Genomic DNA, 23,870 nt, shown 5'->3' with positions numbered 1-23,870 from the left:
GTCTTCAGTAAACGTGTTGTGTCATTACTTGTTGCTGGTCAGTTTAGATTGTGTCCTACCGAAATTAGCCCACTCAAACTAAGCATTGCTGCATAACTGCATCTCAGACCGTTTGTTCGATTAACTACCGCTCCCATCATCAGTCGTAGCAACAGGTGCCAGACTCGGACCTTTGCACCTCAATGCCATCGTTCCTAGCTGGGAATAGTCGTTTTACTGTTCGAGCCACGCGCTCGCGGGATGCATTTTCACCTGCAATTCCGACGCAAACATTCAAAGCTCCAGAAGACGTCTGTACAATTGCATGCGCCGTTGCCTGCGGAGTTCCAAGTCTGGCTGGTAGCGCGCAGCCGCAGGCTGCAATTTGACAGTTAGTGCTGCCTGCAAAATCGCAGAATCCTTGCCGCAAGAGAAAGAAGTCTTTTCTGCAATTTCGCATGCACTTCAGCCGTCGATATCGCAACCGCGCCAACGACGCAGAAATCAGGCACTGCGATTTCGCATGCGTTTGCAATGCCTACCTAGTTCACAACCTAGCTCTCGCAGGGCTGAAGAGATTAATCAAAAGTTCTGGATCCCGCGGCTTTACCTGCAATAGCGCAGTTCTAGCCGTCGGAGCCAGTCTGAGTTTTGAAACAGCCTTCGCACTACCTGCGGTACCACCTGTGAAATCACCTGTGAATTCGAAGCCTCCCAGAATGCCCTGAATTCAAAGCTGCGAAAACACCGGTGGTGTTGAATGCGACGATGCAGTAAGTGAGGGCGTTGCAGCCTAGATCTGGCCCGCCCGTTCACCGGCGAGGGCACCTGCATTTTTGCAGTGTCAATAAGTAGCTCCAATTCGAGTCATGCGATTTCGCATGTAATGTCAGCATCTGCAACATTCACAAGATTCCAATCAAAAGAGCGAGGAGGTTCCTGCAGGTCGCTACTGTGCCTGTTGCTACCTGCGAGAACGACGGCAAATAGACAGGTCGCAGCAGGTCAGGCGACGTGGACCGATACGCTGAAAGATGCAATTGTGCAGTTGTAGAGTCCGTCGATTTTGCAGGCGGTGAAAAGCTCTCGATGCACGTCATGCGAATTCGCATGCGACACAGATGGGCGCAATGTTCACATACGAGCTTCAGATGCTCTAAGTTTTGTCGCGGGGAGAGTTGAGCCTTGCATCGCAAGCTGCGTTTTCGCAGGTAGATTCGCACATCAACGCATATGCGTGATTTGCTGTGACGGAACATTGCTGCGCACTCGCGCAATAATCGTGCCCACTCTTTGCTGATCCAAAGCCTATGAAAACGAGGAACTTATGCATGCCGACTTTGTGACGAAGCATGCAACTGATTGATTTCCACTCGGTCTAGTTCTAGAGGTGGCAATACAAGAATGAACGTAAGGCGGGGACCAGTTTCCAATAACTGCGAGCGGGTTCCCAGCACCAGGCGCGTCCGTTTCGCCATTGAGGCGAAAAGGCCGCTTCGTTGCATTGGCTGTTAATTCAATCGCAACACCCTCCTGTGCGATGCGTCCACGCAATTCGCCGCCTCGCTCCAGCCTCGCAGTCCGAGCAGACGAAGAGCCACTTCAACGCCCAAAGGTTCCACCACTTCGATTGAATTCTGGTTGCTGACACAGTGGTTTATTAGTTAGCTTCATGCGTACACTTTTTCCGAAATTAATCAGCGAGAGAATCAGATTGTCCACTCCAGAAGCCAAGCTTAGGCACAGAGGTCCTTCTTGTATTCCTTCTTACTCGGACCAAATTACTTCGGGCGGCGTTGCTAGGCCTGCGTGCAGGCAGCGTTTGACTGCTTACCGCGCAACGATTGTTTTGATCGTCATGGTGATCGCCGCAACGTGTTCATCCGCGAAAGCGCAAACGAACGAGTGGGCATGGATGGCAGGCAGTCGTGTATCAGAAGGCATTGGTGTCTACGGGACACTCGGGACGCCGGCGTCTGCGAATGTTCCAGGCGCCCGGGAGCAGCCCGTCACTTGGAGGGATAACAAGGGCAATCTCTGGCTTTTCGGGGGCAGCGGATTCGATTCCGGGGGTAATCCGGGCTACCTGAACGACCTCTGGAAGTTTAACCCCGACACTAGCCAGTGGACATGGTCGGGCGGCGAGGACATCTTGCCGAAGGAAACTGGAGTTGGCCAAGGTCAGAGTGGCATTCAAGGGACGCCTGGGGCAAACAATATTCCAGCCGGGCGATCAGGTGCCGTGAGCTGGACGGATAAGGAGGGAAATCTCTGGCTGTTTGGTGGCGGAAGCTATAGCTACACCGGCATCTCTTCTTACTCGAACGACCTGTGGATGTACGCCCCATCGAGTGGACTGTGGACTTGGGTAAGCGGAAGCGTAGAGGCGAATCAAATCGGTATCTACGGACCGCTCGGTACTGGCTCGCCTTCCAATGCCCCTGGGGCACGGCGCGACGCAGTAAGTTGGACAGATGGCCAAGGAACCCTGTGGCTGTTTGGCGGCGTGGGTTATGACTCGACGGGTACGAAGGGCAATCTAAACGACCTTTGGAAGTTTGTTCCCGCCACTGGCCAATGGACATGGGTGAGTGGCGGAAACACGATCGCCCAATTAAGCGTGCCGGGCACAAAAGGAACGCCTGCAATGGGCAACGTACCCGGCGCACGCAACTCGGCTGTGAGCTGGGTCGGCCCGAGTGGGGAACTTTGGATGTTTGGCGGTATCGTGAGTCAGGAAAATCTTTCGGCATACTTGAATGATCTTTGGGAATACGATCCGGTAGCCAACCAGTGGACGTGGATCAGCGGAGAGCCGGTGGCAGTCACCGGAAAAACCGCGGCGGGAGTCTACGGCACTTTGCAGACGCCCGATATGAATAATGTACCCGGCGCCAGAGTGGGATCCGTAGGATGGACCGACCGAAAAGGAAACCTCTGGCTGTTTGGTGGAGTTGGCTATGACGCCGACAACGTCAGTGCATTCCTAAACGATCTATGGGAGTTCAACCCCACCACTGGCCAGTGGGCTTGGATGGGAGGGAGCACCGAGAACTCCATCTTTTGCGCAATACTTGCGAATTGGTGCGGGGTCCTCGGCTCTTACGGCAACTATCAGACTCCATCCCTGGCGAGTACTCCCGGCGGGCGGTACCATGCTTCCGGTTGGACCGATGCGCAAGGCAATTTCCTGCTGTTCGGTGGCGCCGGGTTGGACGGAGTAGGAACTGCTGGAATTTTGAACGACCTCTGGGAATTCCAACCCAATACCGGCAACGTGCCGGTAACCGCCACGCCGGTCATTTCTCCAGGTTCAGGGACATATACCAGTTGGCAGACCGTCATGATCGAAGACTCAACTCCTGGAGCAAGAATCGAGTACCTGATCAATGGCAAGCTACCGGTTGCAGAGTATACGGGCCCCATCACCGTCTCCTCGACAGAAACAATCGAGGCACTTGCCAGCGCCCCCGGATATGCAAACAGCAATATCGCGACCGCGAGCTACATGGCGAATTTTCCCGTTCCTGCAACACCCGCCTTTAGCCTGACTTCGGGAACTTATCCGACTGCTCAAACAGTCACGATATCCGACACCACTCCCGGCGCAACCATCTACTACGCAACCGGCACGGCACCAACCACACCGAACATAAGGTACACGGGACCGATTACCGTTTCCTCTTCCGAGACATTGCAGGCAATGGCAGTCGCAGAGGGTTACCTGAACAGCCCCGTGGCCAGCGCGGCCTACGTAGTCGGGTCGAACTCAGGCCAATGGACCTGGATGGGGGGAAGCAATTTGATTCCTGCAGCCTGTTCCATCAAGGGCGCCTGCGGCACCGCAGGATGGTACGGCACACTCGCGATTTCAGCCCCGTCGAACTCACCGGGAGCCCGGTCAAGTGCATCGACCTGGAGCGACAACAAAGGGAACTTTTGGATGTTCGGAGGCTGGGGATACGATTCGGCCGGAAACTCGGGGAGACTCAATGACCTTTGGAGGTTTAGTCCTGCCACGCGGGAATGGACGTGGATGAGTGGCGGCTCCACTCTGACCTGCACTGGCGGTCTAGCTGACTGCGGCGTGCAAGGGGTATACGGAATTCTAGGTTCGCCCGCCAGCACAACCACTCCAGGAGGGCGCTTGAGCGCCGCAAGTTGGACAGACGAGAATGGGAGTCTCTGGCTGTTTGGAGGAGAAGGATTCGATGGCTCCGGCACCCACGGGCTTCTCAACGATGTCTGGAGATTCGATACCTCCACCAATGAATGGACCTGGATGGGGGGAAGTGATGTGGTACCGTGCCTTTATTGCGGCCAGCGTGGACAGTACGGTTCGTTCGGAATCCCCGCGCCAGCGAATATTCCGGGAGGCAGAAGGGACCCTACCACTTGGACCGATCGCAAGGGCAATGTCTGGATGTTTGGGGGGCTCGGATATGACTCCAGAGGGTTCCAAGGCTATCCAAACGATCTTTGGAAATTTAGTCCCTCTACCAATCAATGGGCATGGATGGGCGGCAAAAAGTCTGTACCCGGAGTAGGTGCAGGCTGGCCGGGAATTTATGGACTGGTGGGAATTCCAGCGCCAGGCGTCATACCTTGGAGCCTTGTGTCTCCTGCGCGCTGGACCGACAACAGTGGCAATTTATGGATATTTGGGGGTCTGGGGGTTGATACGGTCGGGGTCGGTCCCTACCTGAACGACATGCTGGAGTTTTATCCTTCCTTGAACGAATGGGCCTTCACCAGTGCGAACAGCATCGGCGGCGGAGCTAAATCCGGCAGCGGGGTTTATGGCACACAGGGCGTGTTCGCACCCGCCAATATCCCCTCTGAGCGAATCCAATCGGCGACCTGGACCGATGCCGCTGGAAACTTCTGGCTCTTAGGCGGCCTCGGTGCTGAAAACGACCATTTAGAAGCAGGCTGGCTCAATGACCTTTGGGAATTCAATCCTTACATCAACCAATGGAGATGGATGAGCGGCAGCAGTTCGATTCCATTCCAAAGCTGGGGGGCGCCTGGGCAGTACGGAACATTTGGAATTCCCGCCAATGGCAATACTCCCGGTGGAAGACTTGGTGCTGCCACCTGGACGGACTCCAGTGGAAATCTCTGGCTGTTTGGAGGGACGGCGTTCGATTCACAAGGCGGTCGGGGAGTGCTTAACGATGTGTGGGTGTATACGCTCGCCGGAACTGAGATAGCGCCGCCTCCAGCGCCCGCCGCACCTCCCACGTTCAGCCTGGCTCCAGGAACGTACAACTCGGCACAAACGCTGACAATCTCGGACCAGACCGATGGAGCGACGATCTACTACACCACAAACGGAGTTGCGCCAAACGCAACCTCTTCCGTCTACAGTGGACCGATTTCAGTTTCGACCACAGAGACCATCTTGGCTGTCGCCGTGGCTAACGGGCACGCGCTGAGTCCAATAGCGTCAGCAGCCTACACCATTAGTCTTCCTCCAGCGGCTACGCCTACATTCAACGTCCCAATGGGAACCTACACGGCCCCGCAGACTGTGTTGCTCAGCGATACAACGGCGGGAGCGGTCATTTATTACACAACGGACGGAGCCGAGCCGACGACAAACTCAACCGTTTACAGTGGAGCGATTAATGTGTCGGTTTCGCAAACGATCAAAGCCATCGCCGTGGCGAGTGGCTACGCCACCAGCGCTGTTGCGAGTGCCACCTACACGATTACGCCCAGCTTCAAATTCAGCGCGTCACCAACTTCGCTGATTCTGTACTCTGGCTCGCAAGTATCGACGACATTAACCGTTACCCCGCAGTACGGTTTCAATTCCACCGTGAACTTCGCCTGCTCAGGACTGCCCGCAAATGCAACATGTTCGTTCAATCCCATGACAGCGATGCCATCAGGGTCCGCCATAACGACCCAATTGACGATTTCGGTGAACTCGCGAACAAGTCTGGTGAGACGCAATGGACCATGGTTCCTGCCAACAGGTGGACTTGCCATTGTGGCATGTTTCTTTGCTCGGCGGCGACGGTTGCTGGACAGAGCGTTCATGTTGGCACTGGTCTTCGCGCTTGGCTTGGTAGCCGGATGCGGGGGAGGCGGCGGCGCCAGCGGTAGCGGTGGTTCGCAGGGTCCCGTTACCTACAATGTGACAGTAACGGCCACTTCGGGGACAATTCAGCAGACGGCAAATCTGACGCTCACCGTAAACTAGAAGCCATGGAACAAAGCAGTTCAACTCTTGCCTAATTTGTAATGGAGTTCGTCAGCAGTATTTGTGTCCGATATGCGAGGCTCGGAGCAGAGCAACAGGAGTATTCTTTAATTCAGAGTCTCTCTTTTAGGCTGAGTTCAGTTGCCTCGCGTCGCCGCGCGACGGTTCGCCATTCTTTGGCTCTGTTTGGGTAAGATCATGTCGATTCGTTCCACTGTATTGTCCTGCTGTCTGCTACTTTGCTGTGTTCCAGTCTGCGAGGCTGGGCAGTTCAAGCTTTCATCTGCTTCACTTGAGCGCACGCTGAAGGCGCATTTGTTTGCCACAACCGACCAGCGTTATTACCTCAAAGGCGACCCACATTCGCCGTGTTTCCTCTATGCGGAAGATCCGCACCTAAGCTTTTCTGGAGACCGCATCCTAGTGCGCGTACATACGGCCGGTAAGTATGGCAAGCAAATCGGCGGTCGCTGTATCGGCTTTCCAATATCGATGAACACCGTGATCTCATTGGCTCCCAGTGCGGAAGGGGAAATCATTGGAGTGACAGACGCAAGGGTTGATCGCGTGAGCGACTCGGCGGAAGTTAACTTCCTGCTCTCTCCGTTTCTGAGCCACAAGGTGCCGTCGAGCATCAAGATCAACGCAGCCCAAATGCTGCGCCAGATCCTGACGAAATCCACCGAAACAAGTGGCTACCCTCTGACTCTGGAGAAATTAGATATTCGCGCCGTGCATCTGAAAGACCAATCGCTCGTAGTCGATTATGACAGCGACATGCGTATAGACTGACCGTCGCTCGGTTCTTCTCTAACGCTTGACACCGGCGGCGGCGTAGTCTGCCGCCCCACTGTGCGGGTAAGGTACTGCTCCGTACCGCAATACCACTTTTCTAATCCCACGAGAATTGAATTGATTCTTCAATCGTCTCGCGGCACCATTGACGATACCCATGCTGACCACGCCTAATTGCTCGAGAAGGTTTCAAACGAAGCTCGTAATTTCGGTGGTTCTCTTGTTCGCCATCGCACTGCAGGCGAAGGATGCACCCACAACGATTCTTTGGCCTTCTAATGAACACCCCGTCGTGCGCTTCACTCTCGGAAAGTTCGCGAAACTTAATTCCGTCGGTTCCGAAAGTGCGTACATGGTGGAAGTAACCGCCGAAAACCTTTGGACTAAGCCCATCCCGGATGCTTCGTTTGATGTGTTCTTCTTCAGCAAGGACAACATGAGAATCGGGAACGGATACATGACCTTGAACCGCGTTGGGGTGGGTGAGAAAGTGCGATTTACGCTGCCGTTCCACGTTACAGGCGCTCAGCCGGTATCGCTGAAGATCGTGGCAACCGCATTGCCTAAGGAACTTGGTCCAGCCGCCCCGCCTAAGAAACTGCGGATCACCGTGTATTCAATTCCTGCTGGTGCAAGTTTGAAAGTGGATGGACAGGAAGTTGGCGTTACGCCGAAACAGGTTGAGTTTGCATTGGGCAAACATTCTCTCGAGTTCAGTCACGAGGGATTCAACACGGGAACATATCCGGTTGAATTCGGGCCTGATGATGTTTCGGGTGGCACGATTAGCTACGAACTAGGTGCGCTGGCCCACGACACTATCGAGATGCGTGATGGCACAACTCTGACGGGAGATGTGGAATCGATGGATGCCACCAGTGTCGTAGTGCGTGCAGTGGGAACCCTGAAGACGATAGACCGCAATCAGGTGAAGCGGATCATGCTAGTACAGCGTGAGCCTGCCGCCGTCGAGCGATGAAATGCCCACAATCATTGGGTGCGGGTTCGAATGCAATGTGGATGCTACGAACCCGCATTTCATAACTTCCTAGCGCCGCACAAAAACCTGCACTTGATATCCGTCCTGGTCATTCTCCAATTCCAGTTTCCACTCGTTGCCCAATGTGGGGAGGGGTGCTCCGTTGCTCGCTAGAATCTGCAGTTGTGGCGCGTCATTCGGAGATTGGACGTTCAAGATGTGATCGCTGCTCCATTCGGCGTGAGCTGTGCGTGCATTCGGTAGAACATATTTCCGTCGCAGGCGCAGCAGCATGCGGTACCAGGCGAGCATGTCCAGGTTTTCCGGATTTTGAGACCACTGCAACCGCGAGCGCTCAAACGTTGCTGGATCTTGCGGGTCGGGAACTTCGGTCCAATCGAAATCTGCAAACTCGCGACGACGGCCTTCGGAGACTGCCTTTTGCAGAACAGGATCTCCATAATCGGTGAAGAACTGGAATGGCGCTGACTCGTCGTATTCCTGCCCCATAAAAATCAGTGGCGTGTGGGGAGAGAGCAGCAGGAGTGCTGCCGCGAGCTTTCTGGCTCCCGCCGGAGCAAGTGCTGTGAGTCGTTCTCCGAGCGCACGATTTCCAACCTGATCGTGGTTCTGAATGCAAACGACTTGTGAAGGAAGAGGCACACCAGCAGGCGAGGCCCCGCGGGGCTTGCCTTGCCAAAACTGAAACGGCTCTCCCTGGAAAGCGAAAGGCTCGGAAAGAATCTTCAGGATGATTTGGTCGATGCGCTGAGGGTTCGCAAAGTCCTGGTAGTAGCCCTTGTTCTCGCCCGTTAGCAACACGTGGATCGCGTGATGGAAGTCATCGCTCCAGACGGCATCTGCGTCATATCCAGCGTTTTCGGGCGGAAGCACATATCGAGGTTGGTTTTCATCCGTCTCGCAGGTGACTACGACTGTGCGCCTTTCGGATGCTCCAAATTGGTGAGCCCGAGCTGCGATTTCCGCGACGATATGTTGTGGAGAGTCGTCTTTGATCGTCTGCACGGCATCGAGTCTTAGGCCGTCGAGATGATATTCGCGCAACCAGTAAATGGCATTCTCGACGATAAATCGACGAACGTGAGCAGAGCCTGCATCGTCGTAATTGATGCCGTTGCCCCAAGGCGTTTCGTGCCTGTTAGAGAAGTAAGGGCCGAACTGCGATAGGTAGTTTCCTTCATTCCCGAAGTGGTTATAGACGACATCGATGATCACCGCGAGTCCATGTTGGTGGGCGGCATTCACAAACCGTCGTAGCGCGTCCGGACCACCGTAATTCGCTTGTACGGCATAAAGTCCAACCCCGTCGTACCCCCAATTTCGGCTGCCAGGAGTGGCATTGAGCGGCATCAACTCGATGACAGTTATGCCCAGATCGTGAAGGTAGTCGAGACGCGAGATAGCCGCATCGAGTGTGCCTTCCGGCGTGAACGTGCCCACGTGCAACTCGTAAATGATGTAGTTCGCGAGTGGAAGCCCGCGCCAGATGCTGTCAGTCCAGGGAAATGTAGGATTCACGATTTCTGTAGGCCCGTGCACGCCTTCAGGCAGCAATCTTGAAACGGGATCCGGAAGCGAGAGATCTCCGCTGACATATTGATAGCGATCACCAGCGCCGGCAGGCAGCGTCAGGGACCAATATCCCGCTGCGGGCAGCATTGGATACGTTCGGGGCGGCGCGTCTGGACGAAGCAGACGAAGGCTGACTGAGCTGAGATTCGGTGCCCAGAGATAAAAATCAACGAGATCGCCTCGGACAGTGGCACCCAGTGGAGAAGGCTGACTTGCGGTTTGCACGCTGGTAGGACGAGCGAACGTGGGAGGAAGGTTGCGTAGAATGAACTTATGCTGATACTTGCTTCGCAGTCTCCGCGGCGGGCAGAGTTGCTGCGGAATGCCGGAATTGATTTTGAAGTACGCCCCGCAGAAGTGGATGAAACACCTCGCGAGGGCGAGGACCCTTTTGAATACGTGAGGCGCCTAGCGCGCGAGAAGGCCCTGGAGGTTCTGAAGTACTCGTCGCATGATGCCGTTGTGGTAGGAGCCGACACGACCGTAGTGGTCGATGGCGCGAGTCTTGGCAAGCCGGTAGACGCCGAAGACGCAAAACGAATGCTCATGCAACTAAGCGGACGGATTCATCAGGTGACTACAGGAGTATGTGTGGCTCGTTACAACGGCCATGGATCCGTGGTCTCGGATGTGGAATCCGAAGTAACCGACGTGGAATTCTCCACAATGTCGCCAGAAGAGATTGAAGCCTATGTGGCCACCGGCGAGCCAATGGACAAAGCTGGGGCTTATGGAATTCAAGGCAGGGCTTCGCAGTGGATTCCGCGGATACGAGGGTGCTACTTCAATGTAGTTGGGCTACCTGTAGCGAGGCTGTGCAGGATACTGAAGCGCGCGGAAGAAAAACGAACGCAGTCTTCCACGCGTGTTTGAATACTCAACCTGGGAAGCGCCTCGTCAGTGCGCGAGGCGCAATCCCTGAATCCACTCTGAACCTGCAGTGCGCGCCGATCTACTTCTTTTCAGGCTCGGCCGGGGTCGCTTCGCCATCCTTAACGGCGCTCTTGAAGTTCTTGATGCCTTCGCCGAGGCCTTTGCCCAGCTCAGAGATCTTCGAGGGGCCAAAGATGATGAGCGCGATCACGAGGATGACGAGCAGTTCCGGGACGCCAATTTTTCCACCGAACATTGTGTGTATTCTCCAATTTCGCTCAGACTGTTCGAGGTGTATCGGAAATCTTCGTCCACCTGCAGGCTGTCGAATCTCTATCAGTTTAGGGTACCTCTGGCGGTGCGTCAAAGGGATGAAACCCCTTAAGGTCTGGCCAGAGTCATTATTAGTTCCGCCAATAGAGCACTACGGCGGGGCATTTCGCGAGCTACCACGTACTCTCCGGGCGAATGGGCGTTGTCCCCTACGGCACCAAGGCCATCAAGCGTCGGAACACCGAGCGCCGCAGTAAGGTTTCCGTCTGAGGCTCCCCCGACAGCAGCTTCGCCGAGGTGAAATCCAATTTCTTTCGCCGCCTGAGCCGCCAGCCTATAGAGTCGAACCGTAGCGGGTGATCGTTCGAAAGAACTGCGTTCCACCCCGCCCAGCACCTCTATTCGGCATCTGCGATCTATCGGCTTGAGCTTGTGCATACAAGCATCTACGCGGGACGCTTGGGAAGCTGTGAGAAACCTCACATCTACGATAATTTCAGCGAAATCCGCTACGACGTTCGGGCGGGTTCCTCCTGAAATGATCCCGGGGTTCAGTGTCAGTCCACGTTCGGGGCGCGAAAGTCCTGAGATTGCTATTACCTGGTTTGCGGCCTCAGTGATTGCCGATGCTCCGCGCTCGAAGTCCAGCCCAGCATGAGCTGCCTGTCCATGGACCCGAATCGTGTATCGGGCAATGCCCTTGCGCGAAGTCTTGCAAGACCCATCGGCGCCGAAAGCTGGTTCGAGGACGAGAACCGCGCTGGAGCGTAGGGCCAGTCGCTGGGTTATGACTCGCGAAGCTGGACTCCCGCTTTCTTCATCTGGGACCAAAAACAAGCTGACGGAGCAGGGGAGTGGGCCTTGGGAGAGGAGAGTTCGAACGGCGAACAGTGCCTGTACGATGCCTGCCTTCATATCGAAAACTCCCGGGCCATAGAGCCGTCCACGTTGTTCCCTCCAAGGCATCGTCTGAAGGGTTCCGACCGGGTACACGGTGTCCGTGTGGCCGAGCAACAGAATGCGTGGCGCTCGTCTCGGCCCCGGAATATCGATCTGGAGCGCCGAGCCGTATCTGGACAATTTGTGCTGGCGTATCTGCCGAGTGAGGGGCGCGAAATCGGAAGCGATGATATCCAGCAGCGCTGAAATAAGGTCAGGCGAATTGGACGGAGACTCCTGTTCAACATAACGGCGGAGTGTGGAGGCCATCTCCGGCAATTGACCGGTCAGTTGCTGAAGGAACGGAGATCGTGTGCGTGAAGGCATCGTGAGTTCGGATTGTACGACGAGGGAACTGGAACTCGAAGCAGCAGGTGTAATCCCATTTCGGGAGCAATCAGCAATGCGCCAATGGGGTTGGTTGATCAGGCCTGCTGGCCGGTTCACATTGGCTGTCTGGATGCTTTGTCACTTGTGCGCAGGTCAGGAGGTCTCGGTGAAATTGATTTGTGGCATACGTGGGTGGTTGATTGGGGTGTGTTTTGTACTGATCTATGTTCCAGCACTATTGGCTCAGGTGCTGAGAGATGGTGAATTGGCACATCGAGACACGAACTCTCTGCTGAGCGTGAATGCTACGACGGCGGACCCCTTCGACATCGAAACTGGTATCTATTACCGGACCTACACAGATATGTATGTGCCCGGGAGCATCCCCATCAAATTAGTTCGCACGCAGCGCAATATGGATCAACGTTCGAGATCGTTTGGCATTGGGGGCAGCACCTGTTACGACATGTTCATTGTTGGCGATGCAGACAAGTTCTCATGGGTAGAACTGGTGATGGCCGACGGCTCGCGCGAGAGATATGTGCGCATCTCGCAAGGGACCGGGTATGCGGACGCGGTATTTGTGAACAAAACGAGCCCGCGCGAGTTCTATGAATCGCACATCGTGTGGAATGGTCGCGGGGGATGGACGGTGCAACTGAGCAATGGCCTCCAGTACACGATTCATGGTTGCAGCCCAGCAAGCACGAACCTTGGGCAGTGTGCGGTGATAGAAGTTAGAAATGCGGAAGGAAAACGCCTTTCGATTCAGCGGGACAAGTCTGGAAATATTCAGCGGGTCACGACACCTGAAGGGCGCTACGTTGCCTTCGACGTGGACCCGTCTGGACGTATCCGGCGAATACAGGACGACAGCGGTCGTCGGTGGGTGAACTACCACTACAACGCGTTGGGCGCATTGGCTGACACCTGGAGTTGGCTGGGCGAAAAACAGGAATTTGGTTACGACAATCAGTTCAATATGACCTGGGTGCATGAAACTGGTCCTACAAACATCGCTGCCTGTCGACGAAAGAATCCTGTGCTCCCGGATTCGGCTCTACGTTTGTTGGAACCTTCCGATTGCGCGGCGGGGTACGACTTGAACGTGCGAAATCAATTCGATGGCGAAGACAGACTCAAGCAACAGGACACAAGCATCGGAGATCATTGGGTTGTGCACTACGGTGCGCCTGCAGAAGACAGATCAAAGATCAATACTGTGGATGCGAATGATGGACGTGTCCGTTACTTTTTCAATTCAGCAGGTTATGAGGTGCGTGAAGAGTATTTGGGTAAACATTCTGCCTGGACTCTTGAAATTGAGCGACAGTCAGGGAACAACGCTCTGGGGAAACTTACCCTGGTGTGTAAGCCGAGCAATTTGCATCTTGAGGTTCCGTCCTCCCTGTATTCTCTGAATGGTGAACGCCGACGTGAGTCTTTGTCCCAGATGTGTAGTCGTGTGGGCGTGAATAAACATGCGGAGGTTAGCTCCACATCTCTTCTGAAGTAGAACAACGCTCTCGGAAGGATTGTCGCGGAGGGACGGGATTAGAACTTCGTTCTGACCATCTCTGGCTGCTATACTTTTTGTTACCAATCCACGGGAAGTTCAATGAGCGAATTCCATAGTCCTGACACCACTGTTACGCCTGAAATTCTTGAGAAGTTGCCTCTCGACAGCGTCGCAATTCAAAAGATCCTGCCGCATCGTTATCCGTTCCTGTTGATCGACCGAGTTGTCGAACTGGAGCGGCAGAAGCGCATTGTCGCCATCAAGAACGTGACGGTGAATGAAGAGTTTTTCCGCGGCCACTTCCCGGGCAATCCGATCATGCCAGGCGTGCTGATGATTGAGGCGATCGCGCAGGCAGGTGCCACCCTGCTCATGACCGAGATTCCCAATCGCCATGAGATGCTGACGGTGTTTACCGGCATCGATCGCGCGAAGTTCCGCCGTCAGGTGATTCCGGGCGACCAGTTGCGCATTGAAGTCAACGTAGTCAACTGGCGCACGCTGGCCGTGAAGATGGAAGGCGTTATCACCGTCGACGGCAAGAAGGTTTGCGAAGCAACTGTGATGTGCCAGCTTGTCAGCACCAAGAAGGCTGAAGGATCGGCGGAATAATGGCCATTCATCCCAGTGCAGTAGTGGATTCCAAGGCGCACGTTCCCGAGTCGTGCACGATTGGGCCGTTTTGCGTTGTCGGACCTGACGTGGAATTGGGCGAACACTGCGAATTGTTGTCGCATGTGGTTCTCACCGGACCCACCAAGATGGGTAGCCACAATCGAATCCATCCCTTTGCCGTAGTCGGCATGGGCCCTCAGGATTTGACCTTCAAGGGCGAGCCAACACGGCTCGAGATGGGCGATCACAACGAGATTCGCGAGTACGTCACCATTCATCGTGGAACCATCAAGGGCGGCGGGCTGACATCGATGGGCTCGAATTGCCTGATTATGGCCTATGCCCACATCGCGCATGACTGCCATATTGGCGACAACGTAATCATGGCGAACGCCGCTACACTGGCTGGTCACGTGACCGTTGAGGACTGGGCTGTGGTGGGGGCGCTTTGCCCCGTGCATCAGTTCGTGACCGTGGGTGCACACTCGTATATCGGTGGCGGAACGACGATTACGCAGGATGTCCTGCCATTCTCAAAGACCAGCGCGGTGCGCGATGTGCACGCCTTTGGCGCAAACTCCGTGGGATTGGAGCGCAGAGGGTTCAGTAAGGAGCGCGTGCAGAAGATTCAGCGGGCGTTCCGCATTCTGTTGGCCGCTAAGCTGAATACCACGCAAGCGCTCGAGAGAATCGAGAGCGAGGGTGAACTGACCGAGGACGTGAGGTCACTCCTAGAATTCATCCGCAAGAGCGAGCGCGGAGTTCTGAAATAGAATTGGATTGTGCTCGGAATGGGAAATTCTGAGCTTGAGTTAAGAGTAAGAGTGGACGATAGACTGGCCGGAGCCTTATGCTCCGGCTTTATTGTGTAGGTGGCTACGCCAAGGGGAGCGACACGATGGGTGCACGTCTGGGATTGATTGCAGGCAATGGTAAGTTTCCGTTTCTGGTTTTGGACGCAGCACGCGCCAAAGGTTATGAGGTGGTCGTAGCGGCCATTCGCGAGGAAACCGATGCAGCGATTGAGAAGCGCGGCGCGGCTTCCGTGCACTGGCTTTCCTTGGGAGAACTGGGCAAACTGATCGACACCTTCAAGAAAGAGGGCGTGAGCGAAGCCATCATGGCCGGGCAGGTCAAACACAAGCAGATATTTAGCGCGATCAAGCCGGATTGGAAGCTCGCGAAGCTGCTGATGAGTTTGGCTACCCGCAACACCGATTCGTTGATTGGCGCTGTTGCCAAGGTGCTGGCCGACGAAGGCATCCACCTGCAAAATTCGACCAGCCTGCTTGAGCCCATGCTGGCTCGGGTTGGCGTTCTGACGCGCAGAGCTCCCACAGATCAGGAGCAGACGAATATCACCTACGGGCGTGCCGTCGCACATCACGTTGCCAGGTTCGACATTGGACAGACTGTAGTGATCGCCGAAGCCGCTTGCGTCGCCATCGAGGCAATGGAAGGCACCGACGAAGCGATCCTCAGGGCCGGAGAGCTGATGCAGACCCTGAAGGGCGAGGCTAGCACCCTGAGCCGGGCTCTCACAGTCGTCAAGGTCGCCAAACCCAATCAGGATATGCGTTTTGACGTGCCAGTTATTGGCATAAGGACCATCGAAACGATGGTGAAGGCAGGTGCGAGCTGTCTGGCTCTGGATGCGAACAAGTGTCTAATGCTCGATCGTGAAAGTGTAATTGCTGCCGCTGACCGGGCAGAAATCGCCATCATTGCTGAGGAAGCGGCGCCTTATCCGGGGCATCCTACTAGTGCACGAGGATGAATTGCCAATCGAGATTACACAGCGAAGCTTGACGGAGCTGCGCAGGGCGCTCGCAAAGGGTGAGGTTTCAGCCTCCAGCGTGGTGGGAGCCTGTCTTGAAAAGGCTGAGGCCGAGAATCAGGAACTGCGGACATTCATCAGCCTGGCGAAAGACGAAGCGCTTCGCGAGGCTGAAGAGTGCGACAACGCACGACGGAAGGGAGCCTCTTCCACCGGAACGCTTGCTGGCGTGCCCTTGGCGATCAAGGACCTGATCGACATCCGAGGAATGCGCACCACGGCAGCAAGCCGCGTGCTTGAAAATGCGGCTCCGTCCGAAGCTGACGCAGAATGTATTCGGCGATTGCGTGCTGCGGGAGCAATCTTCATAGGCAAGACGAACCTCCACGAATTCGCCTACGGCGGCAGTGGCGTGGTGAGTGCATTTGGAGCGGCGCGCAATCCGCTGGACCGGAACCGGGTCTGTGGTGGATCCTCATCAGGTTCGGCAGCGGCAGTGGCTGCTGGGATGTGCTTTGGCGCCGTCGGAACCGATACCGCTGGCTCTATCCGTCTGCCGGCAGCATGCTGCGGAGTCGTGGGATTCAAGCCCACCTATGGCGTTGTTCCGGCTGCTGGAGTGATTCCTCTGGCGTTTTCCTATGATCATGTCGGGCCTCTGGCGCGTACCGTGGAAGACGCAGGCGAGTTGTTTGCCGTTCTGGCCGAGCAATCGACACAGTGGATCAGTGCATCGGACCTCCGCTGCGGCGTCGCCCGAAAGTATTTCTGCGACGATCTAGCCCCAGAGGTCAAGGCTGGCTTCGAGCGGACACTTGAGGCCGCACGTCGCATTGGCTGGAAGATCAAGGAAGTTGACATCGAAATCAGTGAAGACCGTAAGGCCAGTAACGCCGAGAGCTGGGCGTATCACGCCGAGTCGGTTGCCCAAAAGAGCGATCTGTACGACCCTCGGACGCTTCCCAGAATCGTGAATGGCAAGAAGGTCGGGGTCGAAGCTTATGTAGAGGCTCGGCGATGGCTGGAGTTGATGCGCGAGAGAAATCGCGCAGGCGTACCGGGCGTAGATGTCGTCTTGACGCCAACGTCTCCCATCTTGCCGCCTACCTTCGAGCAGATCGACGGACCCGAGGCCCGGGTGCTCGAACTGAAAATGCTTCGCAACACACGGCCATTCAATGTGCTCGGGTGGCCGACAGTTTCCGTTCCTTGCGGCCGCATGGTGGGAGTGCAGGTAAGCGCGGCTTGGGGCAAGGATTGGACAGCACTAAGTGCAGCGCGAGAGCTGGAGAGAGCGCTCCAGATTTGAAGTGTCCACTGAGAATTTCTGAAACAGAAAGTTATAGGGAGTTAAGTAAATCTACTGAAAAGCGGAGGATCGGGGTGGCTCTCTTTCCGCTTTCCATAGGATCCCCGTTCGTTCTCCGTTTCTGTCTTCGCGTAAGCTCATGGTTTTCAATGACCTATGAACCGGCTGCAAATGGACTGAAATTTGCATATCATAGCTACGAGCTATCGAAGTGCGGGACCACGGTCCTGCCTGTGTTCGGGTGACGGCTAAGGCCACCCCGGGACAGTTCAATATTTCTTTAGGAAGCACTTCTAAGCTCTGAACTCTGCGACTTGGCCACCGGGCGTCCGGTGGCCTTTTTTCATCTCGGAGCATTGTCGGAAGCCAGGTTGGACGCGGAGTTTATAGCCTGGTTCATCTGCGGCAGAATACCCAATTCGATATATATGGGGCGCAACGCACGTCGGATCGAAGGCAGTACCGCAAAGTAGATTGCCGCAGAGGCGATGCAGATGATTCCGCTGACGGTCAGCGCCCGGGGAGCGCCGAAGCGCGCAGCGACCGCTCCGCCGAAGAGCGAACCGAAAGGCGTCATTCCCATGAAAGCCATCGTGTAGTAGCTCATAACGCGCCCACGCTTATCAGGATCGGCAATTGTCTGCAGGATGGTATTACTGGCAGCCATGTGTTGCATCATGGCGAAGCCGGTGACGAGCAGCATCAATACCGCAGCCGGCAGGCTCCGGGATAGCGAGAAGACCAGAATTCCGCCGCCGAAGAGTATTGCAGCCACTCCAATGCGCCGTCCCAATCCGATGATCGAACGACGTGCCGCCATCGTGAGTGCTGCGGTGAGTGCGCCAACTCCGGTCGCTCCCATCAGCAGTCCAAGCGTGTGCGCGCCGCCGTGGAAGACTTGTGAGGCGAAGATTGGCAGCAGAACAGAATACGGCATTCCGACCAGGCTCACGACGGCAAGCAGCAGCAGGATTGAGCTCATCGCAACCGAGCCTGAAACGTAGCTGAAGCCTTCCGACAGTTCACGCCAGAGATTCTCTTCTTCGAGCCGTCGCGGCGCTCCCGCCGCAACTGTCATCAGAAGCAGGCTGAGAATGACGGCAATATAGCTGAACCCGTCGATCGCGAAACACCACGCTTCTCCGAACTGCGCAATGATCAAGCCTCCAATCGAGGGACCGAGCAAGCGAGCGGCGTTGACCATTGTCGAGTTGAGCGCGATGGCATTGGAAAGAACCGCGCGGTCGCCCACCATCTCAAGCAGAAATGCCTGACGCGCGGGCGTGTCGAATGCATTGATTACTCCTTGCAAGACGCTAAGCGCGGCGATTTCCCACACTGCGATGTGTCCACTGAAGGACAGTATCGCGAGCGCAAAGGACTGCACCATCGAGAAGACCTGGGTCCAAACCAGCGTGCGATGCCGACTCCAGCGATCAACCCACACACCGGCAAAAGGTCCCAATAAGAAAGTGGGGACTTGCCCGAGGAATCCGATAAAACCGAGCATCCATGCCGAGCCCGTGAGGCGATAGACGAGCCAGCTTGTGGCGATGCGCGTCATCCACGTGCCGATTAACGAGAGGCTCTGGCCGCTGAAGAAGAGACGATAATTTCGATGTTCGAGAGCGCGAAGCAGAAAACGCCAGCGCGGGGTCGGCTGATCAGAAGGCATTGTCACTCAGTTAGATGATGAACAGCAGGAGTCAGGCTTGAAGTCCGCCAAATCACACGCGCAGGATCATGACTTCCGTGGATTTAATGAGGGCCGCGGCAGTCTGTCCGGCTTTGAGCTGCATTTCGCGTGCGGAGCGTGCCGTAATGATCGCTGTAATTTGCTGGTCGCCAATCGAGAGCACAACTTCTGCCATCAAGCCGCTGGTTCGAACCGATTCGATGCGTCCCACGAGTTGGTTGCGGCCACTGACGCGATGAAAGGCCTCGCTTCGTTCTTCTTCGTTCTTGCCTCGAGTGCGAAACAGCAGGCGATCGAGTTCGCTCTGCGGGATGCGATGATGTCCCCCAAGAGTCTTCACACTGCGAAGCTTCTTCTTGTAAATCCACTGCTTGATTGTCGGGAAACTTATGCCAAGTTGCGCCGCGGCGTCGCGAAGAGGCAACAGGTCTTCAGCCTTGGGGGCGGTTTTGCTCTTAGCTGTCACTGCGACGAATGCTATCCCCTTCGCAAGTGGAAGGTCAAACAATCGGGATTTGAGTCGGTAGTCGTCGCACGTGGCGCGAACAGCGCTAGTGACCTAAACTAGCAACGGCAAGGTTGCACGATACATCCGACAACAGCAAAGGGATTTCGATGGCGAACAGCAAGACGGCCCAAAGTCGAAACGCTGACGAGATGCACAAGATGTTTCCGCATCTTTATGACAAGTTCAGCCGACAGGACTGGGCACAGCTCAGAGCAAACATGCCTCTGGAGATCAGCGATGAGGATCTGGACTCATTGCGCGGGCTTAATGACCCGGTCTCTCTGGAAGAGGTTGAGGCAATCTATCTCCCGCTGGGGCGTTTGCTCAACATTCACATCGCCATGGTGAATGGCTTGGGGCGGGTGAAGAATGCTTTTCTCGGACGCCCGAGCGTGCGTCCTACATATGTCATCGCTGTCACCGGAAGCGTCGCCGTCGGAAAGAGCACATTCTCGCGTGTGCTGACGCAGGTTCTTTCGCGTTGGGCCGATCACCCCAGTGTCGAACTGGTGACCACCGATGGATTCCTTCATCCCAATGCATTGCTCGAAGAGCGTGGATTGATGGAGAAGAAGGGGTTTCCGGAGAGCTACGACCTCCACCGGATGCTCGACTTCATGGTCGCTCTTCGCCAAGGCGACAAGATCCTGAAAGTGCCTGTGTATTCTCACGACAGCTATGACATCGTGCCCAACGAGTTCCTGGAGATCAGACGACCGGAGATATTGATCCTCGAAGGATTGAATCTGCTGCAGATGAATCACGTCGGTGGGCGGCGCTCGCCGATGCTTTTTGCCAGCGACTTGATCGACTTCTCCATCTATGTCGATGCCGAAGAGTCATGTATCCGTCGTTGGTACCTAGAACGTTTCATGCTGTTGAAGAGCACGGCATTCCGCAATCCGAGATCCTATTTCCATCGCTATGCGGATCTCGAGGAGGATGAAGCGAGGAAGCTCGCGGAGACCATTTGGGAGCGCATCAATCTACCGAACCTGGTCATGAATGTGGCTCCAACGCGTGAGCGCGCACAGGTAGTCATGCAGAAAGGGCCAGATCACCGCGTACAAGAAGTCTGGCTGCGCCGAGTTTAGAAGATCTCGGAGTGAATCTGGCCGGGGCTCTAGCTCCGGCCTTTTATGTTGTTGGAGTCTAGTTTTGCTTCCGTCTATAGATGTCGTAATTGTTCAATGACTCCACAGGTTCGAAGTATTGGTTTGCCTCAGAGAGGAACTGCGGACGGAAGGGCGTAGGGTCTTCCTGCAGTTGTAGTGAGCGCTTCACGATAATCCATTGCACGTTTCGCTCTTGAGCTAATTGCACCAGTTGGGAAGCCGAGTAGGGATTGACGGTGTTGTCCATCATCACGACTGGAAACTTAGGCACGCGCCCGGTTGTGAAGTAGAAAAGGTCCTCGCCCGGGAGTGTAAGGATAGCGTCATCGTGCGGGATTTTGCGCTCGGTGTATGCGACAAGTTCTTCGAAATCTGACATCCAGCTGCCGCGCATTGCAATCCCGTGCAGGGCAGGCAGGCTGCAGTGATCCAGGGTGTCACCGGTCAGGTCAACGTAATCCAGTCGTTCGTGGCTGAGCGCGTAATATCCGCCAGCAATCAAAAAGGTAACCGAAATGACTGCGACGAACACAGTGAAGGGAAGTCTCGCGGACGAACCTCCTTCGCTCGCACTCTGTTGATCACGCCCGATCAGAACACTGATAAGCGTTGCGATCAGCAGCATCAGCAAGGGCCACAGTGCGTATGTAGAACCCCAAAGCTGTTGAGACAGGAACGCTCCATGGATCATGCCAAGGATAACGAGCGGGAACAACTGCGAAAAGGAATCTGCGCGAGGCAGCCTCAGCAGCACTGCCACTATGGAGGCGAGCAATAATGGCGGCCAAAGATGAAGCAGCGCCTCGACTCGGTCAGAGGCATCCTGCTGCAGAACCAGCTCTACCACCGCCCAGAGAAACGGAACCGATAGCAGTGCCAGACTGGCCCATCTCCTCCCATTCCGTCCATAGCCCCAGAAGTACAATGCAAAACCGATGCCGAACGCCACGTAAATCCAGATCAGAGCCGGATCTGTGTACGTCGCGATCATGGTGGAGAGTCCAGGCAAGCGGCGCGATGCGGCGAACTGGATCGTCCAATGATAGTAGTTCCCCAATCCGGCAATGATCTGGATCAGCAAAAGTATCGAAGCAAATCCCGTGACGGCTCCGGCCACCAGGATCGCGCATCGCTTGTTGCCGCGAATCGCAACGTACAGGCAGCACGTGCAGGCACTTAGCAGGAATGCCAGCCCAGTGTTTTGCTTGATGAAAGGCGGAATGGCCATGAGCATTCCAACCACAAAGGTTGCAAGCGGGGGGTAGTTCCACGATTCAACTCGCAACAGCAGCCATATGCACAAGAGCACGAACAGCGTGCAATCGGAATCGTAGAACGGAATGGGGAGAATGCTGCTGGTGCCGAGAAATATGAGCGGTAGCGAGAGTAGAACGGCTGTCCAGCGGTACGAACTCGGAAGGATCCGGAGCAAAATACGCCAGGTCAGGACGGTGGCGATTCCCGCGGTGATCGATGCGTACAGATAATGATTGATGACCGCACGTCCGAAGACCTTGATGATCGCAGCCTGGAAAGCAAATGTCAGAGGCGCGTAGGGGAACGGGAAGTCACGATACGGAATCTGCCCGAGAGACATTCGGGTAGCGTTTTCAAGAATGTAACTTAGATCCCAAAGCACCGTCAGGTGCGCGTTCTGCCAAAGAACAAACGCCATTGTTCCGCAGAAGAGAATTGCGCCTATCAACAAATTGAGGAATCTGTTCGAGCTTTGATCGCCACTGGACATGAGGTTCGGAGTTCATTCTACGTGGCCAAAGATGGTTCATAAACCTCGGCGTTGGCGTGAAAAAGGCGGCTTTCTTCGCCTGTGACTGTTGTACCTGCTTGCAAGCAAGTGAAATTGGGGGTATTTGTAGTTGTGATGTAGCGATAGTGGGCAGTATTTACGTGTACGGGGCCGGGTTCCGGCGGGAAGGAGCGCGCCAGTGTCGCACCAGACCGCACGCGAGAGTTATCGAAAGTTATCGGAGAGGCTGAACCGGTTTCCACAGGGTGCCCCGCCTACCGAGTTATTGTTCCAAATCCTGCAAGTACTGTTCTCACCTGAAGAGGCTGAACTCGTCTCACTGCTCCCAATAAAGCCATTCAATCTAGATTCCGCTGCCCGCGTTTGGAAGAAAAGCGAAGCTGAGTCTCGCGCGATCCTTGACCGGCTAGCCTCTCGCGGAATGATGGTCGATACCGAAATTCATGGCGAACAGGCTTACGTGCTCCCGCCTCCAATGGCTGGCTTTTTCGAGTTCTCAATGATGCGGGTAGGAAACAGCTACGACCAGAAGCTGCTGGCAGAGCTGTTCTACCAATATCTGAATGTAGAAGAAGATTTTATTCGCGCCCTGTTCACCGGAGGCGAGATGCAACTGGGCCGCGTGTTTGTGAATGAACCGGCTCTGGCCACAGACAACACGCTGCATGTACTTGATTACGAGCGAGCGTCCGAAGTCGTGAAGACCGCTTCGCATATGGCAATCGGCACGTGCTACTGCCGTCACAAGATGCAGCATTTAAATCGTGCGTGCGATGCGCCGATGGATATCTGTATGACATTCGGTTCCACGGCCAATTCGCTGATCAAGCACGGCATCGCGCGCCGTGTGGATGCGAGCGAAGGTCTGGACCTTCTGCAAACAGCAATCGAGCACGCTCTGGTGCAATTTGGCGAAAACGTACGTGAGCAGGTCACGTTCATCTGCAATTGCTGTGGTTGCTGCTGCGAAGCGATGCTGGCGGCCAAGCGGTTCGCCGTGTTGAACCCGATAGCAACGACGAATTTCCTGCCCGAAATCGTGTCCGATAAGTGCTCAGGGTGTGGGCGCTGTGTGGAGGCCTGCCCCGTGGAGGCCATGGGACTTGTTTCGAAAGGCGATCCCAAACGCCCAAAGTTGAAGAAAGCTCGGGTAAATGAGGAACTGTGTCTCGGATGTGGCGTCTGTGTGCGTCAGTGCAGAACGGAAGGTGCTGCAAAGCTGCGGCTGCGTTCTCGCCGGGTGATTACGCCCGTAAACACAGCGCACAGAACGGTGATCATGGCGATTGAGCGCGGGAAACTGCAGGATCTTATCTTCGATAACCGTGCCTTGTTTAGCCACCGTGCGATGGCCGCCATTCTGGGAGTCATCTTACGACTGCCGCCGTTGAAGCAGGCCATGGCGAGCAGCCAAATGAAGTCGCGTTATCTTGAGTACCTGCTTTCACATCATGAGTTCACGCATAGGAATAGCTGAGCGGAACCGGAGCTGGCCAAAAGCTCTATTCCAGGAATTAGGATGGAGCGGAACATCATTTATGAAGCTGCTTTCATCGAAGTTTGGACTAGAAACGGCGGCCAGCAGAGCAAG

17 protein-coding genes are annotated in these 23,870 nt (G+C 55.4%); 11 read left to right on the top strand and 6 right to left on the bottom strand.

The genetic code is table 11. The features are described 5' to 3' along the window. Nucleotides 1-1,801 precede the first annotated feature (1,801 nt). The 3 genes from AC6IZD_RS16580 to AC6IZD_RS16570 all read left to right on the top strand — a co-directional run bounded on the left by AC6IZD_RS16580 (nucleotide 1,802) and on the right by AC6IZD_RS16570 (nucleotide 7,964). Nucleotides 1,802-6,190 (top strand): chitobiase/beta-hexosaminidase C-terminal domain-containing protein, encoded by a 4,389-nt coding sequence (locus tag AC6IZD_RS16580; protein WP_497784579.1) that lies wholly within the window; start codon nucleotides 1,802-1,804, stop codon nucleotides 6,188-6,190. 198 nt (nucleotides 6,191-6,388) lie between these two features. Further along, nucleotides 6,389-6,982 carry a hypothetical protein gene (locus tag AC6IZD_RS16575; protein WP_497784578.1) on the top strand — a complete coding sequence of 198 codons (594 nt, stop codon included), beginning with the start codon at nucleotides 6,389-6,391 and terminating at the stop codon, nucleotides 6,980-6,982. A 223-nt stretch (nucleotides 6,983-7,205) separates the two neighbouring features. Continuing rightward, the gene (locus tag AC6IZD_RS16570; protein WP_497784577.1) at nucleotides 7,206-7,964 is read left to right on the top strand and encodes a PEGA domain-containing protein; all 759 of its coding nucleotides are present in this window, start codon (nucleotides 7,206-7,208) and stop codon (nucleotides 7,962-7,964) included. A 69-nt stretch (nucleotides 7,965-8,033) separates the two neighbouring features. Here the strand turns inward: AC6IZD_RS16570 and treZ are convergent, their stop codons facing one another. After that, nucleotides 8,034-9,782: a malto-oligosyltrehalose trehalohydrolase gene (treZ, locus tag AC6IZD_RS16565; protein WP_497784575.1), complete on the bottom strand. Its 1,749-nt coding sequence runs from the start codon at nucleotides 9,780-9,782 to the stop codon at nucleotides 8,034-8,036. Nucleotides 9,783-9,830: 48 nt separating this feature from the next. On the opposite strand from treZ, the gene AC6IZD_RS16560 reads away from it, so the two are divergent. Beyond that, a complete protein-coding gene (locus AC6IZD_RS16560) occupies nucleotides 9,831-10,430 on the top strand; it encodes a Maf family protein (protein ID WP_497784574.1) in 600 nt (199 codons plus the stop codon). Nucleotides 10,431-10,509: 79 nt separating this feature from the next. On the opposite strand, the gene tatA is transcribed toward AC6IZD_RS16560, so the two are convergent. Beyond that, complete coding sequence (gene tatA / locus AC6IZD_RS16555) at nucleotides 10,510-10,686, bottom strand: twin-arginine translocase TatA/TatE family subunit (RefSeq protein ID WP_497775105.1); 177 nt, start codon at nucleotides 10,684-10,686, stop codon at nucleotides 10,510-10,512. A 125-nt stretch (nucleotides 10,687-10,811) separates the two neighbouring features. Then, nucleotides 10,812-11,969 carry a M20 family metallopeptidase gene (locus AC6IZD_RS16550; protein ID WP_497784573.1) on the bottom strand — a complete coding sequence of 386 codons (1,158 nt, stop codon included), beginning with the start codon at nucleotides 11,967-11,969 and terminating at the stop codon, nucleotides 10,812-10,814. Nucleotides 11,970-12,138: 169 nt separating this feature from the next. Between AC6IZD_RS16550 and AC6IZD_RS16545 the strand changes: the two genes are divergently transcribed. The 5 genes from AC6IZD_RS16545 to AC6IZD_RS16525 all read left to right on the top strand — a co-directional run bounded on the left by AC6IZD_RS16545 (nucleotide 12,139) and on the right by AC6IZD_RS16525 (nucleotide 17,192). Then, nucleotides 12,139-13,488: a DUF6531 domain-containing protein gene (locus AC6IZD_RS16545; protein ID WP_497784572.1), complete on the top strand. Its 1,350-nt coding sequence runs from the start codon at nucleotides 12,139-12,141 to the stop codon at nucleotides 13,486-13,488. A 102-nt stretch (nucleotides 13,489-13,590) separates the two neighbouring features. Further along, nucleotides 13,591-14,103 carry a 3-hydroxyacyl-ACP dehydratase FabZ gene (gene fabZ / locus AC6IZD_RS16540; RefSeq protein ID WP_497784570.1) on the top strand — a complete coding sequence of 171 codons (513 nt, stop codon included), beginning with the start codon at nucleotides 13,591-13,593 and terminating at the stop codon, nucleotides 14,101-14,103. Continuing rightward, the gene (gene lpxA, locus AC6IZD_RS16535) at nucleotides 14,103-14,879 is read left to right on the top strand and encodes an acyl-ACP--UDP-N-acetylglucosamine O-acyltransferase (protein ID WP_497784569.1); all 777 of its coding nucleotides are present in this window, start codon (nucleotides 14,103-14,105) and stop codon (nucleotides 14,877-14,879) included. Before fabZ ends, lpxA begins: the two co-directional genes overlap by 1 nt. A gap of 125 nt (nucleotides 14,880-15,004) precedes the next feature. Continuing rightward, nucleotides 15,005-15,883, top strand: coding sequence for an LpxI family protein (locus AC6IZD_RS16530; RefSeq protein ID WP_497784568.1), 879 nt, complete (start codon nucleotides 15,005-15,007; stop codon nucleotides 15,881-15,883). Between the two features lies 1 nt (nucleotide 15,884). Next, entirely contained in the window at nucleotides 15,885-17,192 is a 1,308-nt protein-coding gene (locus AC6IZD_RS16525) for an amidase (RefSeq protein WP_497784567.1), read from the top strand. Between the two features lie 343 nt (nucleotides 17,193-17,535). Here AC6IZD_RS16525 and AC6IZD_RS16520 read toward each other — a convergent pair whose 3' ends face one another. Both AC6IZD_RS16520 and AC6IZD_RS16515 read right to left on the bottom strand, forming a co-directional pair. After that, nucleotides 17,536-18,867 carry an MFS transporter gene (locus tag AC6IZD_RS16520; RefSeq protein ID WP_497784566.1) on the bottom strand — a complete coding sequence of 444 codons (1,332 nt, stop codon included), beginning with the start codon at nucleotides 18,865-18,867 and terminating at the stop codon, nucleotides 17,536-17,538. A 52-nt stretch (nucleotides 18,868-18,919) separates the two neighbouring features. After that, a complete protein-coding gene (locus AC6IZD_RS16515) occupies nucleotides 18,920-19,354 on the bottom strand; it encodes a TOBE domain-containing protein (protein ID WP_497784564.1) in 435 nt (144 codons plus the stop codon). Nucleotides 19,355-19,503: 149 nt separating this feature from the next. Here AC6IZD_RS16515 and coaA point away from each other — a divergent pair, with 149 nt between their 5' ends. After that, nucleotides 19,504-20,490 carry a type I pantothenate kinase gene (coaA, locus tag AC6IZD_RS16510; RefSeq protein ID WP_497784563.1) on the top strand — a complete coding sequence of 329 codons (987 nt, stop codon included), beginning with the start codon at nucleotides 19,504-19,506 and terminating at the stop codon, nucleotides 20,488-20,490. A 58-nt stretch (nucleotides 20,491-20,548) separates the two neighbouring features. On the opposite strand, the gene AC6IZD_RS16505 is transcribed toward coaA, so the two are convergent. Further along, a complete protein-coding gene (locus AC6IZD_RS16505) occupies nucleotides 20,549-22,186 on the bottom strand; it encodes a glycosyltransferase family protein (RefSeq protein WP_497784562.1) in 1,638 nt (545 codons plus the stop codon). Nucleotides 22,187-22,457: 271 nt separating this feature from the next. Between AC6IZD_RS16505 and AC6IZD_RS16500 the strand changes: the two genes are divergently transcribed. Further along, entirely contained in the window at nucleotides 22,458-23,756 is a 1,299-nt protein-coding gene (locus tag AC6IZD_RS16500) for a 4Fe-4S dicluster domain-containing protein (protein WP_497784561.1), read from the top strand. Nucleotides 23,757-23,870 lie beyond the last annotated feature (114 nt).

This window comes from Koromonas humicola, assembly GCF_059726255.1.
The sequence above is the reverse complement of the archived record's forward strand: the minus strand, read 5'-3'. Positions and strand labels throughout refer to the sequence as shown.